This is a genomic window from Aristaeella lactis (genome assembly GCF_018118585.1).
In the GTDB taxonomy this organism is placed as follows: domain Bacteria; phylum Bacillota; class Clostridia; order Christensenellales; family Aristaeellaceae; genus Aristaeella; species Aristaeella lactis.
Genome location: NZ_CP069422.1, coordinates 1 through 14948 on the forward strand (window position 1 = coordinate 1; position 14948 = coordinate 14948).

Annotated in this window: 18 protein-coding genes; 7 read left to right on the forward strand and 11 right to left on the reverse strand. The window is 42.0% G+C overall.

Features of this window, described 5'->3' with window-relative positions; translation table 11 throughout:
• Positions 1–133 precede the first annotated feature (133 nt).
• The 7 genes from JYE50_RS15310 to JYE50_RS15340 all read right to left on the reverse strand — a co-directional run bounded on the left by JYE50_RS15310 (position 134) and on the right by JYE50_RS15340 (position 5801).
• Positions 134–736 carry a hypothetical protein gene (locus JYE50_RS15310; RefSeq protein WP_084095674.1) on the reverse strand — a complete coding sequence of 201 codons (603 nt, stop codon included), beginning with the start codon at positions 734–736 and terminating at the stop codon, positions 134–136.
• A 10-nt stretch (positions 737–746) separates the two neighbouring features.
• A complete protein-coding gene (clpX, locus tag JYE50_RS15315; protein ID WP_084095673.1) occupies positions 747–2009 on the reverse strand; it encodes an ATP-dependent Clp protease ATP-binding subunit ClpX in 1263 nt (420 codons plus the stop codon).
• Between the two features lie 87 nt (positions 2010–2096).
• A complete protein-coding gene (locus JYE50_RS15320) occupies positions 2097–3554 on the reverse strand; it encodes a DUF2130 domain-containing protein (RefSeq protein WP_304588471.1) in 1458 nt (485 codons plus the stop codon).
• A gap of 72 nt (positions 3555–3626) precedes the next feature.
• The gene (locus JYE50_RS15325; RefSeq protein WP_084095671.1) at positions 3627–4115 is read right to left on the reverse strand and encodes a hypothetical protein; all 489 of its coding nucleotides are present in this window, start codon (positions 4113–4115) and stop codon (positions 3627–3629) included.
• An 18-nt stretch (positions 4116–4133) separates the two neighbouring features.
• Entirely contained in the window at positions 4134–4478 is a 345-nt protein-coding gene (locus JYE50_RS15330) for a plasmid mobilization protein (protein ID WP_084095670.1), read from the reverse strand.
• Positions 4471–5562 (reverse strand): site-specific integrase, encoded by a 1092-nt coding sequence (locus JYE50_RS15335; RefSeq protein ID WP_084095669.1) that lies wholly within the window; start codon positions 5560–5562, stop codon positions 4471–4473. The genes JYE50_RS15330 and JYE50_RS15335 overlap by 8 nt, the downstream gene beginning before the upstream one ends.
• Before the next feature lie 41 nt (positions 5563–5603).
• Positions 5604–5801 carry a helix-turn-helix domain-containing protein gene (locus tag JYE50_RS15340; RefSeq protein ID WP_084095668.1) on the reverse strand — a complete coding sequence of 66 codons (198 nt, stop codon included), beginning with the start codon at positions 5799–5801 and terminating at the stop codon, positions 5604–5606.
• A 415-nt stretch (positions 5802–6216) separates the two neighbouring features.
• On the opposite strand from JYE50_RS15340, the gene JYE50_RS15345 reads away from it, so the two are divergent.
• The 7 genes from JYE50_RS15345 to JYE50_RS15375 all read left to right on the forward strand — a co-directional run bounded on the left by JYE50_RS15345 (position 6217) and on the right by JYE50_RS15375 (position 11058).
• Positions 6217–6429 (forward strand): helix-turn-helix domain-containing protein, encoded by a 213-nt coding sequence (locus JYE50_RS15345; RefSeq protein ID WP_084095667.1) that lies wholly within the window; start codon positions 6217–6219, stop codon positions 6427–6429.
• A gap of 127 nt (positions 6430–6556) precedes the next feature.
• On the forward strand, positions 6557–7549 hold the full coding sequence (locus JYE50_RS15350; RefSeq protein WP_143763601.1) for a helix-turn-helix transcriptional regulator: 993 nt from the start codon (positions 6557–6559) through the stop codon (positions 7547–7549).
• 10 nt (positions 7550–7559) lie between these two features.
• Positions 7560–7859: a hypothetical protein gene (locus JYE50_RS15355; RefSeq protein ID WP_084095665.1), complete on the forward strand. Its 300-nt coding sequence runs from the start codon at positions 7560–7562 to the stop codon at positions 7857–7859.
• Between the two features lie 171 nt (positions 7860–8030).
• Positions 8031–8858 (forward strand): hypothetical protein, encoded by an 828-nt coding sequence (locus JYE50_RS15360; RefSeq protein ID WP_084095664.1) that lies wholly within the window; start codon positions 8031–8033, stop codon positions 8856–8858.
• 64 nt (positions 8859–8922) lie between these two features.
• A complete protein-coding gene (locus JYE50_RS15365; RefSeq protein ID WP_084095663.1) occupies positions 8923–9636 on the forward strand; it encodes a hypothetical protein in 714 nt (237 codons plus the stop codon).
• Positions 9633–10481 (forward strand): ComEC/Rec2 family competence protein, encoded by an 849-nt coding sequence (locus JYE50_RS15370; protein ID WP_084095662.1) that lies wholly within the window; start codon positions 9633–9635, stop codon positions 10479–10481. Before JYE50_RS15365 ends, JYE50_RS15370 begins: the two co-directional genes overlap by 4 nt.
• Position 10482: 1 nt before the next feature.
• Positions 10483–11058 carry an MORN repeat-containing protein gene (locus tag JYE50_RS15375; protein WP_084095661.1) on the forward strand — a complete coding sequence of 192 codons (576 nt, stop codon included), beginning with the start codon at positions 10483–10485 and terminating at the stop codon, positions 11056–11058.
• Between the two features lie 147 nt (positions 11059–11205).
• On the opposite strand, the gene JYE50_RS15380 is transcribed toward JYE50_RS15375, so the two are convergent.
• The 4 genes from JYE50_RS15380 to JYE50_RS15395 form a co-directional block, all read right to left on the reverse strand.
• Positions 11206–12090, reverse strand: coding sequence for an ion transporter (locus JYE50_RS15380; RefSeq protein ID WP_084095660.1), 885 nt, complete (start codon positions 12088–12090; stop codon positions 11206–11208).
• A gap of 34 nt (positions 12091–12124) precedes the next feature.
• Entirely contained in the window at positions 12125–12769 is a 645-nt protein-coding gene (locus JYE50_RS15385; RefSeq protein ID WP_084095659.1) for a hypothetical protein, read from the reverse strand.
• A gap of 31 nt (positions 12770–12800) precedes the next feature.
• Entirely contained in the window at positions 12801–14147 is a 1347-nt protein-coding gene (locus JYE50_RS15390) for a DUF4236 domain-containing protein (protein ID WP_084095658.1), read from the reverse strand.
• Positions 14148–14221: 74 nt separating this feature from the next.
• Positions 14222–14851 (reverse strand): peptidoglycan-binding domain-containing protein, encoded by a 630-nt coding sequence (locus JYE50_RS15395; protein ID WP_283399208.1) that lies wholly within the window; start codon positions 14849–14851, stop codon positions 14222–14224.
• Positions 14852–14948 lie beyond the last annotated feature (97 nt).

Here is a 14948-nt window from a genome sequence, read left to right on the forward strand (position 1 = left end):
GGAACCACTGATTTTTCAATAGGTTCCGGGTTTTCATTTTGCCTCGTGACCAACTTTTGACCCACTTTTTCCGATTTCATTGATCATCTTCATTCAATGCATGTATCGTATTTTTTCATTGTACCTCACCTCATTACCTGATAGTCGGATAGTCTTCAATCTCTATATAATAACGGAATTTAGGAGTGTCTTCATTTGTCTCAGTGCTTCTATAGTACTCAAGAGTATTTGTTTTTTTGTTTATAATTGCTACAACAAAAGCAAGATAGGGATGGTTGGCTTTCATCCACACAGTGCCCTCGAAAAAGTCAAATGTGGAGTCACTCATTTTGATATTAGTGTTTGGTAGAAAAACGTCCTCAGTTGGGACATCTATGAATAAATTGTCTCCCAAACGAGATACTCTAAGTCCCTGTATTGTTTCAGGTATTTCCACTTGCTTGTGATACCAGCAGTAACGTTCTATCTGCACCGTACCATCAGGCAAAACCTTATAGGCAAACAGCGTCTCAGGATCCAGCATCACACCAGAGAGCACCTCCTCATGCGTCAGAAGATCTATCTCATCATCCATGACAACAATGGGCCATGAAGTCTGAGCCCCTTCCATATGTGCAGTTGTGCATGCCATAAGTATACTGGCTAATAATATAACAAATAAGAGTTTTTCATTTTTCTTCCTTCTCGCTTTTCCGAAAAAGAATATCAATTTTTCTATCATACTAACCCGTTTCATATCAATCACCTCATTTTGAAATATCCATTTCCATACTCTTTTTTCTCTCGTTGTTGCTATACTTTGCTTCTCCCGTCAAAATAGTCTGTCTATCTATAACACATTTATTTACACCACTCTTGTCAGGCAATTCATACATTATCTTCATCAGGAATTCTTCTATAATGGCTTTTAGCCCTCTGGCTCCGCACTTACGTTCTATAGCTCTGTGAGCAATCTCTTCCAACGAATCATGTGTAAAACTAAGATCGACCCCATCCTTGCGAAACAATTCCTGATACTGCCGGCATAAATTGTCTTTAGGTTCAGATAATACCCTGATTAGATCGGATTCTGATAATTCATTAAGCCCTACAATAACCGGCAACCTTCCAATAAATTCTGGAATAAAACCATATTTGATCAGATCTTCGGGAAGCACCTTGTTCCAGGAAAAAGCGTTATCCTTCTGATCTGCTTGAACAGCGCCAAAGCCCATGGATCGTTTTCCGTTCCGTTGTTGGACAATCTTTTCCACGCCTTCAAAGGCTCCTCCACAGATGAACAACACATTTGTTGTGTCAAAATCCAGCATATCCCCGTTCGGATGTTTCCGTCCTCCAGAAAGCGGTACACGTGCAATAGTGCCCTCCAGAATCTTAAGCAATGCCTGCTGAACCCCTTCACCACTTACATCCCGGGTTATCGACATGTTTTCTCCCTTGCAAGCAATCTTGTCGATTTCGTCAATATAGATGATCCCTTTTTCAGCTTTTGCCAGATCCATTCCAGAAGAATGGTATATATTCAGCAGGATGTTTTCCACATCCTCTCCCACATAACCCGCTTCTGTTAGGCTTGTAGCATCTGCAATAGCAAATGGAACATCCATCATTCTTGCCAGCGTCTGGGCCAGGTAAGTTTTTCCGCTTCCGGTCGGCCCCAGCAGAAGGATATTGCTCTTCTGAACCCGGATCTTCGCCCGACTGCAGTCAAGGCGCTTCATATGGTTGTAGATGGCGACGCTCAAAGCCATCTTGGCGTTTTCCTGGCCGATCACATAATCGTCCAGGAATTTTTTCATCTGCGAAGGTGTCCTTCGCGTTTTTCCCGTTTGCAAAGCTGCGGTTTGGGGACTGTTGTCAATCAACCGAAAGAATCTGTAAATGCACTCACGGCAAAGCGTCACTGTAAAATCAGCTTCGATCGTATACAGCGGATGCTTTTCACCCAGGGCGCCGCAGCAGTTGCAGACCTGCATTTCCTTTAACATTTCCTGAAAAAACCTGCTCATTTTCACCCCTCCTTTGAATGAGGCAGAAAACGGGGCAGGCTCATGCAGAACCTGCCCCAACCTTTCCGGAAGTATATGCCGCAGCCGTCATGCCGGGTTCTTTTCAGGTTTGGGTTCCGCAGCGCCCTTGATCGCTGTCAGTTTTGCCGCGACAGAAGGCGCGTTTTTCGTCAGTTTTTTGACGCTCAGGTTGTCCGCTTTATCATTGGCAAGGCGGAGCTGATTGTCCGAAGCAAGCAGATTCTCTTTCGTCTTCTGAAGGGCGGCAATGGTCTTGTCAATTCCTTCGACCGCGGCATTCAGTTTGTCGCTGGCAAGGCGGTAGTTCCGGCCGAAAGAATCCTTGAAGTCCTGCATGTTCTTCTCAAAATTCGTCAGGTCAAGCTGCTGGCTTTTAATCAGCGCCAGTTCCTTCTGGTATTCAAGGGAGTTCAGCGCAGCGTTGCGAAGCAGGCTGATGATGGTAATAAACTGCTGCGGGCGGGCGACGTACATTTTCGGGTACCGGAAAGAGACGTCCTGGATGCCGGCGTTATAGAAATCATTATCCGCTTCCAGCGTAGATACAAGCACCGCGTATTCGCATTTCTTCTCCTGCCGGTCCTTGTCCAGTTCCTTGAAGAAGTCCTCGTTCTTATGTTTGCTGGCCGTTTCGTCCGATTCGGTCTTCATCTCGAACATAATCGAAAGGGCTTCGTCACGGAAAATGAAATCTCCTTTGGAACCGCTCCTGGCGTCATTGTCCTTCTCAAAGTAGGCTCCGGGGAACGCGATCGTCCGAATCGCGTTAAACTGGTTCTGGCAGTATACTTCTAGGCTTTCGCCGATGGCTTTCGTCGATTTTTTCGCATGGAAATCCTTGACCCGTTCCAGCTCGTCGTCCTTAAGCCTTAAAGCGGTTTCATACTGGTCTTTCAGCGAAGCTTCCTTCACCTTGGCCGCCTGCTCCTGTGTCTGGAGCTGCCCCTGGAGCCGGACAATTTCAGCGTCCTTCTGCTGTACTGTGGCAAGCGCCTCGTCTTTCGCCGCCCTGACCGCCAGCTCTTTTTCGGTATCCGCAGCCTTCGCCTTTTCCGTCATGGCGGCTATCTGCCGCTCCCACCTGGCGATCTCGGCATCGGCATCTGCCTTGATTCGGGTCGTATCCTGCAGATGCTTTGCTTCCAGTTCCCGGATTCTGGTTTCCGCCCGCGCATCCGCGGCCTTCTGATCCATTTCGGCTTCTTCCTTGGAATGTTTCAGTTCTTCGGAAAGGCGGACATTCTCAGCATCACGTTCGGCCACAGCTTGCTGCACGGCAAGGTTTTTGTCCTGTTCTGCTTTATCCAGCATATGCTTCAGTTCGGCCACAGACTTCTCATTGTCTGCTCTTTCCTGGATCACTTTTGCTTCAAGTGACCGGAAGCTGGTCCTTGCTTTTTCAAGTGCAATTGCCACAGCCGCCTGAATCTCTTCTTCCTTCTTAGCGTTGGCTTCTTGGCGGATATGATCCTCAACCTTAGCCCTGATCTGTTCAGCAACACTTTGATACTCCGAAGCGTTCACCCCAAAGTCCTCACCACAGTGTGGACATGTAATGTTAACCAAGCCAGTCATAGTAGTCATAATAATCCCTCCTTAAGCTACATCGTCATAGTCGTTACAGTACATAGTTTTCAAGCTCTCTATCATACAGGTATCCAGCGATCCCTTCATGAGCGCTGCCGCCAGCCTAAGATGATACATATGATGCGTCCGCAAAATCTCTGAAACAAATGCCAGCAGATTCTCGCATTCGTTTCTTACCGCATTCTGATCTGATGTTTCTCCACGCATATTAAGCAGCTCTGCGATCATTGCCATTATGGATTCCGGTATCTGTACCGTCGGCATCTTGTAGGTGTCAGGATCCAGTGACGCAAAAATTGCCAGATTGGCAAGGATTGTAATTAACTTATCTTCATACTCATTCTTGCCGAAAGGAGTCTCGTTTACCAGACTTCCATCGTCGAGGTCCGCTCTTACAATGCTGCACGGGCTATACCAATCAGCTATCAGAATATAAGCGGCTATGCAGCAAGCCCACATCGTCCTGTCTTTCTTATTAGCAACAAAGCGTTTCGTCATAGTAATCCTTCCTTTCTCTTACATATCGTTCATCTGTCCCATAGTCTTACTCAATCCAGCCAACGTGTTTGCAACTACCTGGATGCTTTCCCAGAATTCAGGTTCGATAGGCTTCCTGTCTTCAGGTAGATCCTTCAACCGCTGAAGAATCTCCGTCATTTTTTCCGAGAGCGCTTTATGTACTCTCGGATTTCCCATCACAACAATGTTCTTCTCGAGAACCCTTTTGATAATATAGTCTTGCTTGGTGAGTCCGGATAACCGAACTCTTTCATTTAGAGCCGCATCTTCTTCCGGTGAAATCCTGAATGCAACCGTACGGCTCCTCCATCTCCCTTGACGATCCAGAACCCGATCAGACATCTTTCATCGCTCCCTTCATCTCATCCAGACGATTCGCCATATCGGCTTGCGCACCGGGAAACAGGTGCGCATAGCGATACGTTATGTCAATTGAACTGTGACCGACACGGCGAGCAATTTGAATCGCATTGAATCCTCCAACATTGATTAGGAGACTGACATGCGAATGACGCAAATCATGCACCCTTATCCTTTTCAATCCAGCTTTTTCTGCCCCAGCGTTCAATTGACGGCTCAAGACACATCCCTTAACAGGAAAAATGCGATCATCGTCATGCAAGTCGTAGTTCATGGAAAAGTATTCGGCCAATTCATCAGCTAGAAATTGCGGGATCGATATCGTTCGGTTACTTTCCGGAGTTTTGGGGCTGGTGACCATCTCCACTTTCCCTCTGCTGTATAGTGTCTTGTTGATTCTCATCTGCCGTTTCTCAAGGTCAACGTCTGCCTTGGTAAGAGCCAATAACTCGCCTTTCCTGATCCCCATCCAATACAACACTTCGTAAGCATAGTACAGGATCGGCTTGTCCATCATGACCGCAATGAATTTCTGGAACTCATACTGTGTCCAAATTTGCATCTCACTCTTGCTGCTTTTGCCCATGTTCCCTGCCACCATGGCTGGATTATCTTTGAGTTTGTAATATTTCACGCCATGATTAAGGATGCAGCTAAGCTGATTATGTACGGTCCTCAAATAGTCAGATGAATAAGGTTCTCCAGTGCCTGGAACTCTTGCCATCAAAAGATGATTCTGCCATGACATGATGTCAATCGTTGTGATTTCGCGAAGAAGTCTACTCCTGAAAAATGGCAGTATGTGCTGTTCCACGATACTCTCCTTTGTGTCCCATGTGGACTGCTTCACCCTCATCTTCCGATCTCTTTTGTAAATCTCCCAGAATTCACCAAAGGTAATATCTGGCGATTGCTTCAGTTCCCTGAGAAAAGATTCTTCCCATTCGTCTGCCTCATGCTTAGTCCGAAAACCTCTTTTGCAAACATACTTATCTTTCTGCTCCCAGTTCTTGTATTGCAGTTTGACTGTCCATGTTTTTCGTTGCTGATCCTTATAAGCCGGCATAGAAACCACCTTCCTTCCTAATGATAGTGACTCATTCTGTCTCATCCCACCATTGCATGATCTTGAGAGTAGACCTTTTCTTCGAAATACACCCTGCTGATTTTCCCAGCTATGGTAATAAAGCCTTTTGCTTTTAATTCCTTATTGAGCTGCTGTATGATTTTATAAGCCATTGATGTGGATACTCCAAGATATTCCGCAACCTCTTGAGCATTCATAAATCGAGCTGCTGTTTTCATGATCATTGCCTCCCTTCATTTTTGTTGGAAGCAAAAAGCACCGTGCAGGAGTTCCATCCTACACGGTGCCATATATTTTGGCTTTTTCGAACCAGCTCTGCCTATGTCAGTTTTATCCTTGACTTCCGGACGTCGCGAATACTATACTGATTATTGGCGGTGCGAACTGAGTTCGTGTGTAGGGTGCATCGACCACCCGCTCGGGTCCTGAGAGTTGCCGCTCTCAAGACCTGCCGCTCTTTCTGTTTCCACTATCATTATATCATGCACGTTTTATTTTTTCAACAAATATTTCACGATTTCGTGATTTAATTTGTATTATTATGAATTATGTCCTTTTTTCATTGACTTTTCATATATATACATTACAATTATTATAGTTCTTTCTAGATACTTTTCAGAAAAGGTGGTTTTTATGGCTTGGTCATATAAAAAACTTCATCATCTACTCATAGACAGAGGGATTAAAAGACCCGACTTTATCAAAGCAACTGGTATCAGCGCAAATATATACATTAAATTACTTAATAACGAACCTATCACGATGACTACCCTAGGCAAAATATGCCAAGCGCTTCACTGTAGAGTCCAAGATGTAGTTGAATGGATTCAGGATAAACCCGAATAAATATAATGTCTCCTTACATAATATATAACCTTTTCAGCCACCTGCGCACATTCGTGTCAAGGTTGACATGGACGATGCTCCAAAAAAATGATACGATAAGGATCAGAGAAAACGCGAGGTGAATAACGTGGCTGACAAGCGTGCTATTATGTTTTTGTATAAGTACCTTTACGAGAACACAGACGAAGATCATCCGATTAGTTCGGTACAATTAAGAGCCATTCTTCGTGCAAATGGATATGTTTCAGATCCGCGTACCATCCGAAAGGACATAGAGCTTCTCCGAGAAGCCGGATATGACATTCTGATCAATGAGCAAAACGGAATTCCAACTATGTACTTTTATGGAGCACGAGATTGGGATAAGACAGAATTAATGATTCTTATTGACGCGATCTCCTCAGCCCAGTTCATAACAAAAGAAAAAAGTCGAGAAATCATCAATAAGCTCTCCTGCCTAGCCGGTTATCAGAACAAGACCATACTAACTCCAAGCATCTTTGTATCAGAGAACTTGAAAGCTCATAACAACCAGATTTTATATGTTTTAGAGAAGGTTACTGAAGCCATTCGCGAAAAGAAAAAGATTTCCTTCAAGTATTATAATTACAACACGTACAAGGAGCGAATCTTCCGGCATGACGGAGAGTTATATACTATCTCCCCATATTCTACTATCTGGAAAGAAGATCGCTATTATGTAGTAGGTTATTCCGATAAACATGAAAAGATCATACCCTTTCGACTAGATCGAATGCCTGTACCAAAAGTTATTGATGAGCCAGCTATTCCAAAGCCACGAACATTCAAGATCCAGGATTATGCCAACAAGGTCACCCGCATGTATACTGGAACAGAATATAATGTCACCCTACGCTGTCAAACCGAGTTAATTGACAATATTATTGATAAATTTGGCAAGGACGTTCAGATTTCGAACATTACAAAAGACACCTTTGATGCGACATCCACCGTTGCGGTCAGTGTCACCTTCTTTGGATGGGTTTTCCAGTATTCCGGTAAGATGATCATCACTTCTCCGGAATGTGTCCGGAATCAGTATTATGAAATGTTACAACAATCTTCCAATGATACAGCTACAAACAGATTGGAAACATAGGAGAACACACATGAATCCTGTAAATCATCACAACGAATTAGTCGAACTGTCTCAGAGCATCTATAATCAAGCAGCAAACAAGATCACAAACTACTGTGCGAACAAATACTGCGGTGTTGGTAACGATACGACAGAGCAACAATTGCTTGATTATCTATTTGTCGCCGAAGAGACCTCTGCCTATTTCCTCGGTAATGCTTTGGCGCTGCTGACCCCAACCTCACAAGAAAAAGAAATCATGAGATTTACCGACAAACTTCGCGCCGTGATAGTACATGTCAGCACACAACTGAATCAGAAAACAAACTGAAAGGTGTGACGCCAATGATTGCTTTCTTACTTTTTCTGATTCTCTGTATTCTTGTTGTAGGTGGCTTTCTTCATATTGTTACGGAGGCTATTGCCTTTATTGCAGCGTTAATCATTGTTTTCCTCATTTTGATTGTAAAAAAAGTTCTTCTAAGAAAGTAGGATATCAATTATGAAACGTTTATTTATCATTATTCTCTTACTATCCGTTTCATGTAGTGTATGCGTTGCAGAAGGACCTACGATCCCAATATCTGAATTGACCTTTACAGAAATACAAGACACTATAGATACATATAATTTAAAAATATGGGAAACTGGTAATTGGTCTTCAATTATCGTTCCAACAGGAATATACATCATTGGAAAAGATATACCTGCCGGAACATATGAAGTTCAGACGGCATACTCCTCACAAAAAAGCTGTGTCTATCTATGGCCTGAAGACGATGAAATATATAATTATTTCTCTGATAATCCACGATATCTTGAAACGGAAATTGGGAGCAAGCCTTATGAACTCATTTTAGTTGATGGAGATCAACTACAGCTGGATATGGTTGGCCTATCCTTCTCGATCAGCACTTATGTTCCGCGGTTTACAGTAGACCAGATGCAAGAAGAACAAGTCAAAAAGCTACGTGAAGAATATAAAGCACTTGAAAACGAACTCCATAGTCGACCGGAATGGAAAGAAGTAGTTGTTCCAACCGGAACATACGAGGTTGGGCCCAAAATCCCTGCTGACCGTTGGACAATATGGCCGCCAGACGAATACGACATAGTTGGAGTTTATTACGGACCTACTCTCTTTGGAGATAAAGATCTTGTAACCTATGAAAGGGCCGCTCTCAAAAATTCATCCTTGTCTTCATTTAAATATGGTTTTCAGAACGATCGCTTTTCTATCAATGCAAAAGAAGGCTGGTATATAAAAATAAATGGGACAGCAACCTTCACACCATACGCAGGAAAAACACTTTTCAAGTTTATCGAATAATTATAGGTTCCCTTGTTGTGAAAACTGCTGTATGCAAATTGGCCGAAGTAATAGGAGCTAACATATGAAAAAAATGTTTGTTATTACATTAGTTCTTTGTCTGTTGGTGTCTTTCGGTCATGCCGAGCAACCAGACGTGCATATTCACAATCTCTGGAATCTTGACATCAACTCAATGGATATCCAACAAATACATGACTATCTAGAAACAGAAAAAGGTATTTTGTCCAAAATTGTCTGGAACTATGACAAAGCAGGTCATAATTCGCTGAATTCAATAGATAATCAAAATCTAACTCTGTTAGGTTATCCTTTCTCTCTTCATTTCACAGAATATAAGCGTGGGAAAACCTTGTCTTTAAACTTCCGAACAGTCGGAACACAAGATGATTCATACGTAATTACAAAATCATTGATAGAAAAATATGGTTCTCCTACTCTCTTATACTATGATCTTTATAGCCGTTCAGATTACGAGTGGGAACATAATATCGGTACTCCCATGTATCACAAAAGATGTATTCTCTCGTCAATTGATGATTTTGATATCCTTGATACACTACTTACCTGGGAGCATTATGAAGAAAATCAGTATGCCTGGGGCGAGATCCAGCTGAACGTTTATATAGACAACATCGAGATCAGAATTGAAGGCCATGACTATGGAAAATGTTCTGTATATATAACCTTTGATAATTATGTCCCAAAGATAGAAGTTAAAGAGATTGATGAATCAAAAAAACATTTTCTCCTATACAGATACGGGGTTTTAAAATGAAGCGACTACTATGTTTCCTTCTATGCATGCTTTTTCTCCCGGTAATAAGTTCCGGCGAGGAAAGCATACCTGCCGACACACTGGTCATTCATTTCCTTGATGTTGGTCAAGGTGATGCTGCCATTATTCAGTGTGGAGGACAGACACTCATGATTGATGGCGGAGATCGAGATAGTAACCAGTTTATATATGCTTACTTGAAAGATCTCGAAATAGAATATATAGACTATATAATTGCCACGCATCCACATGATGACCACGTGAAAGGCTTAGCCACAGCATTATCTCTCTGTAATGCCGGTACTGTATACTCACCAGTAACAGAATATGATGGGGACGGCTTCCGAGATTTCATCAAGAAACTCACCGAGAGAAATCTCCACATCACCACTCCTCATCGCGGTGATGTATTCAACGTAGGATCAGCTACTGTGATCTTTCTCACAGAACCGCAGGAATCATGGGATATGAATGATCAGTCTCTGATGGTAAAAATCACGTTCGGCAATACTTCTTTTATCTTTACAGGAGACGCAGCTTGGGAAGCAGAGCAGGATGCGCTAGGCAGCGGAATCGACCTGCATGCTGATGTCTTGAAGCTTGGTCATCACGGTTCCACAACCTCATCCTCTCAAGCGTTTCTAGATGCCGTCCACCCAAGATATGCTATTATCAGTGTCGGTGTAAATAATAAGTATGGTCATCCAGCAGATGAAACCTTACTAAAACTGTCACATATGTATGTTTCAGTCTTTCGGACTGACAAACATGGAACGATTGTCTGCACCAGTAGTGACGGTGTCAATCTCAGCTTTGTTATAACAAAAAAGAACGGAAAGTGGTAATATGAAAAAAATCGTTTGCATTGTCTTAACTATATTTCTTTTTCTTTCTATCGCTTTGGCTGAACCCGTCACACAACAACCATACGAATTGGTCGTTGACGGAGAGTCCCGCATAGGAAAATACACCGGCAATATGGAAAACGGCATTCCAGATGGATATGGGCTTTTCGTCACCACAAACCCCAACGGATATAGTTGGCACTATATTGGCAATTGGAAAGCCGGTTTAATGCATGGTGAAGGTTCAACATACTGGGAAGATGGTTCCCTTGAGATTGGTGAATACGATGAGGGGCATTTTGTATTCGGCTATTGTTACTATGATGGGGCTGATCTTGAACTATATAGTACGTTATCAACGGATCGCTCATTGACAGATTCTGAATCGGCACTAGTCGAACCAACAGAACCAACAGAACCAACAGTTCAGTACATTGGTAATAAGAACTCTCATGTGTTCCATAAATTGGATTGTGGTTCAGTCAAAATTATGAAGGATAAAAACAAGGTGAACTTTTATTCACGCGAGGAAGCCATCGATATGCACTATAAACCTTGTGGCGAATGCAATCCTTAAGCAACTCGGCTTTGATAAAACAGTTTTACAAAAAAGATATATGTTATTTATCGCAAAGAATCCAAAGAAACAAACCAGGTATCAAAGATGAAACAACAACATTCCTGATTATATTTCCAGATTTCAAACAAACTTTTATACATTGTTTCATCTTTGTTTTTGAAAATAGCCATCATCGCTTAGCTTCTTTATAATTCGTGCCTGCAAATTAAGAAGATCATCATGATCCATCTCTTCAATAGCATCCCTTCCTTGTGAGGTCTTATTCACTTCTTCCTCCTTATCTCTGGTAATCGCCTGATTAAACCCTGCCGCAATAATACCAGTGGGAATTGCAATAATACCAATACCAACTAAACTGATAAGAGAAGCAAACAATCGGCCAACATGTGTTATTGGGTATACATCACCATAACCTACTGTTGTTAATGTGCATATTGCCCACCATAGCGAAGAGATTACGTTCGGAAATTGCTCTGGCTGAACAGGGTTTTCAACTGTATACATAATAATCGCTGAAAACAGCATAACAAAGAAACAAATAACAACAGACATTATCAGTTGTGGCCCTGATGTTTTTATGACCTTGACTATAATCTGCAGAGCCTCAAAGTATCTCCCAAGCTTGAACACTCGCAATAGACGGAACAATCTGAAAAGACGCATCATACGCAGGAAACGAAGGTCTGCAGAAATAAAAGGCAAATAGAATGGTAGTATGGCTAAAAGATCAATAATTGCCATGAAGGAGAAAACATATTTCAACCGGGGATGCTTTGATTCCGGAAATAACAAGTCTGCCGTCCATATTCTCAGAAGATATTCTATCGTAAAAACAACAACTGTTATTACTTCAAAAATCTGAAAAACAGAATGGTATTTATCATATATGCTGACAAATGATTCCAAAATAATAGAAATAATGCTTAGCGCAATTAAAATCATAATAGACCAATCAAAAATCTTACTGACTAGATCTCCTTCCTCTGCCTTGCTGATTATCTCATAGATACGTTTTTTGATTTTCTTCATATTGCAAGTCACATTATCCCCTCCGCTACAGTAACTACTTTTCTTTCAAGAAACCTTCCAATTTCTTCTGGAGTTTTTCAAGCCGTCCAACATATCCTCTCTTCGTTGAATCTGTCAGTCCATATTTCATTGCAAGTTTGCAGATGGCGATGGCCTCCTGATATCTTGCTGCTTTCTCATACATAATCACCAGTTGTTGGAAAGAAGGAATCCTTGGCAGTATTCCTCCCATATCCTTAACCAACAGATTCTTATACTGTGGAAATAGCTTGACATCCATCATGTGATACTTTTCTGCCAGATTAAGTGCATTATCGCGAAAAGTCCTTTGCTTGTAATAACAATCTGCCGCACCCATGAGATAAAAATGCTTATCCACGGGTGTTGCTTTCTCATAAATCTTATCACAATGCTCAATGATTTTATCTGCCAAGTCATAATCGTGATCAGAAACTGCCCAGCCAATAAAACTCCCCAAATATGGCAATGGCCTAGCAGATGTATATGAAATCTTCCCCTCAATCGGAGAGTCACAAGAATCACCACCAAGGCCCGATTTTGCATATCGTTTCATGGATTCACTTTGCTCAAAAGATAATGATATCCAAAAATCCTCCAGGCCAAGATAACCAATCATACCTTCGATTCTTTTCTTGCGTATTCTGTCAAACACTCCCATAAAGCACACCTTTGCCTCACCGGTCACTTAATTAGAAGTCATCAAAGGGCTTGATAGCCTTAAATGCCCAAGTCTGGGTTGCCTTATAACGATTTTCGAACCGACCAATAAATTCAATGGGGTTCTGCTGCCGTAAAGGGACATTTTCAAATCCGGTTCGTTCATACTTGATTGAATACAAGCACTCGTCAACCTCGTTGCCTTCTTTGTCTCGCCGAGTAGCAAATCCAGACGTTAATATACGCTTTATTGCGGGAGAAATATCAAATACTCCTGAAGTGATACAGATACCCAAGCCAAAGACCATTTCCGCATATTCCGTCTGAATTGTTGTCCGACTTTTATCTTTTTCTTTCACACCACCATTAGCCAGCCGTGTAATTGCTTGCTTTGGTATTACACTCTCTGGAGGTAGCAGCAAATCTATATACATATTGCCGGTATCAGCCTCATATTCATAATCCACATTGACTTCTACCGGAAGCGTACTGCTTGACAGCCATGTCTCCAAGTGCTTTTTGACATATTCATCCGAACCAGCCATTTTTTCCTTCATTGTGGCACAGGCTTTCTCATATTCTCTGATATAAATAGCATTCTGCGTTTCTGCCTCTTTATTTTGCTGCTGTTCAAATTCCTGTTTTTTCTTCTCCCATTCAGCATGCTGCTTCTGATATTGTAATTCCAAGTTTTCGGCGACGTATTCTGCTCTTAGCTTCTTAACACGCCAGAAGGCTTTTGATGTAACATGAAGACTGGCATAAGTCGTTAAGCTTGTTTCAATTTCATGCCTAGATGGTTCTTTCTGATCAAAGGCTTTTTTCTGATATTCTTTATGGGGAATAGCAGCTAGCTCATGCTCATAATCTTCCATAGTTTTCACGGTAAAAGAATAGTGGTGAATATTAACCAGTTCTGCCAATGCGTTCTCTGCTTCCCGATATTCCTGTTCACCTTTTTCTCGCCATTGGCTAATTAATTGCTCTTTTTGGGCCTTAAAATCTGAGGTTGCCTTCATTTTCTTCAAAAAGAACTCATCTGTAATTACATCGCCATTTTTATCTTCAATCGTTATTTTCCCGCTACCATTGATTTTTATGATCACTGGCTTGTATTGCTCATATCTTCTCAGAAACTCTGGATCATATCCTTTGCCGCGCCCAGAAGAAGATGCCTGTCGCGTTGTTGTTTTGCCCCCACCAATTTTCTCACGCATATAAAGGCCAGTGCCTGGAATACCAGTATTCAGATATGTGCCATTTTTCCCGATATTAATTGATGCGCCTTTAGGTCCAATCGTTGTGCTCATTCCTGATTTAGAGAAATTGATACGAACACCTGGCAAAATCTTAACAGAACGTCTAAATCTCATTCCCATAAACACAACTCCTTTTTAGCATTTTGTTCTTGCGTCTGAGAAAAACCGACACTTTCATCAGTGTCGGTACAGTATTAGTGACAATGCGAACAGGGTGTAAGTCCTTTTCTTAATGCATCAGAAAGCGTCATTGATGTGGCAGTCTTCATTCCAGAGCAATCAGATCTGCTGTGATAAACCTTCCCCTTTTTCGATTTGTATACAGTTTCTTGTTGCTTAGGCCAGTTGGTTATCTTCTCCCATACTTCCTCGGTACATTTTCCGGTTTCTTCTAGTCTATTGTTGATCTGGAAATCCTTTACAGCTTTGATAGTAGCATTATCATACTTTCCTGAAGCCTTTCCAGAAAGATAGCCGTACTGGACAAGAAGTTCCTGTAAAGCAGTAACTTCATCACCCTTACTTCCGCTCTTCAGTTCTGGCACCATTGTTGGTTCTGGAGTCGGACTTGGTGTCGCTGTTGGCTCCTCAGTTATCTTCGGAGTAGCCGTAAGTTCTGAATCTTTCCCCTTGATTCCTGTATCCACAGAAGACAAACTTTTTGTCGCTGTAGTAGCGTTTTTACCACCCTTTCCACCAAAGGCAGCAACAACAATCACGGCCAGAATTAGAATTATGAAGAGTTTCCCTTTCTTCATTTTGTCTGCCCCCAAGCCTATTTTGTTTCTTACCATTATGTATCTTATATCATATAAGAATTCCATTGTAAACACACTAACAGCAACCCACGCATATTTATGCAAGGGTTAACCGGTATCATGGATAGAATTCTTGCAAAACCTTCTTTGTTTGATATAATGA

Bases quoted from the DNA above. Each gene is read 5' to 3' on its own strand.
- clpX (WP_084095673.1), bottom strand. From the start codon at position 2,009: ATGAGCAGGTTTTTTCAGGAAATGTTAAAGGAAATGCAGGTCTGCAAC.
- JYE50_RS15355 (WP_084095665.1), top strand. From the start codon at position 7,560: ATGAATCCTGTAAATCATCACAACGAATTAGTCGAACTGTCTCAGAGC.
- JYE50_RS15380 (WP_084095660.1), bottom strand. From the start codon at position 12,090: ATGAAGAAAATCAAAAAACGTATCTATGAGATAATCAGCAAGGCAGAG.
- JYE50_RS15395 (WP_283399208.1), bottom strand. From the start codon at position 14,851: ATGGAATTCTTATATGATATAAGATACATAATGGTAAGAAACAAAATA.
- JYE50_RS15365 (WP_084095663.1), top strand. From the start codon at position 8,923: ATGAAAAAAATGTTTGTTATTACATTAGTTCTTTGTCTGTTGGTGTCT.
- JYE50_RS15375 (WP_084095661.1), top strand. From the start codon at position 10,483: ATGAAAAAAATCGTTTGCATTGTCTTAACTATATTTCTTTTTCTTTCT.
- JYE50_RS15335 (WP_084095669.1), bottom strand. From the start codon at position 5,562: ATGCCGGCTTATAAGGATCAGCAACGAAAAACATGGACAGTCAAACTG.
- JYE50_RS15385 (WP_084095659.1), bottom strand. From the start codon at position 12,769: ATGGGAGTGTTTGACAGAATACGCAAGAAAAGAATCGAAGGTATGATT.
- JYE50_RS15345 (WP_084095667.1), top strand. From the start codon at position 6,217: ATGGCTTGGTCATATAAAAAACTTCATCATCTACTCATAGACAGAGGG.
- JYE50_RS15340 (WP_084095668.1), bottom strand. From the start codon at position 5,801: ATGAAAACAGCAGCTCGATTTATGAATGCTCAAGAGGTTGCGGAATAT.
- JYE50_RS15330 (WP_084095670.1), bottom strand. From the start codon at position 4,478: ATGTCTGATCGGGTTCTGGATCGTCAAGGGAGATGGAGGAGCCGTACG.
- JYE50_RS15325 (WP_084095671.1), bottom strand. From the start codon at position 4,115: ATGACGAAACGCTTTGTTGCTAATAAGAAAGACAGGACGATGTGGGCT.
- JYE50_RS15370 (WP_084095662.1), top strand. From the start codon at position 9,633: ATGAAGCGACTACTATGTTTCCTTCTATGCATGCTTTTTCTCCCGGTA.
- JYE50_RS15360 (WP_084095664.1), top strand. From the start codon at position 8,031: ATGAAACGTTTATTTATCATTATTCTCTTACTATCCGTTTCATGTAGT.
- JYE50_RS15310 (WP_084095674.1), bottom strand. From the start codon at position 736: ATGAAACGGGTTAGTATGATAGAAAAATTGATATTCTTTTTCGGAAAA.
- JYE50_RS15390 (WP_084095658.1), bottom strand. From the start codon at position 14,147: ATGGGAATGAGATTTAGACGTTCTGTTAAGATTTTGCCAGGTGTTCGT.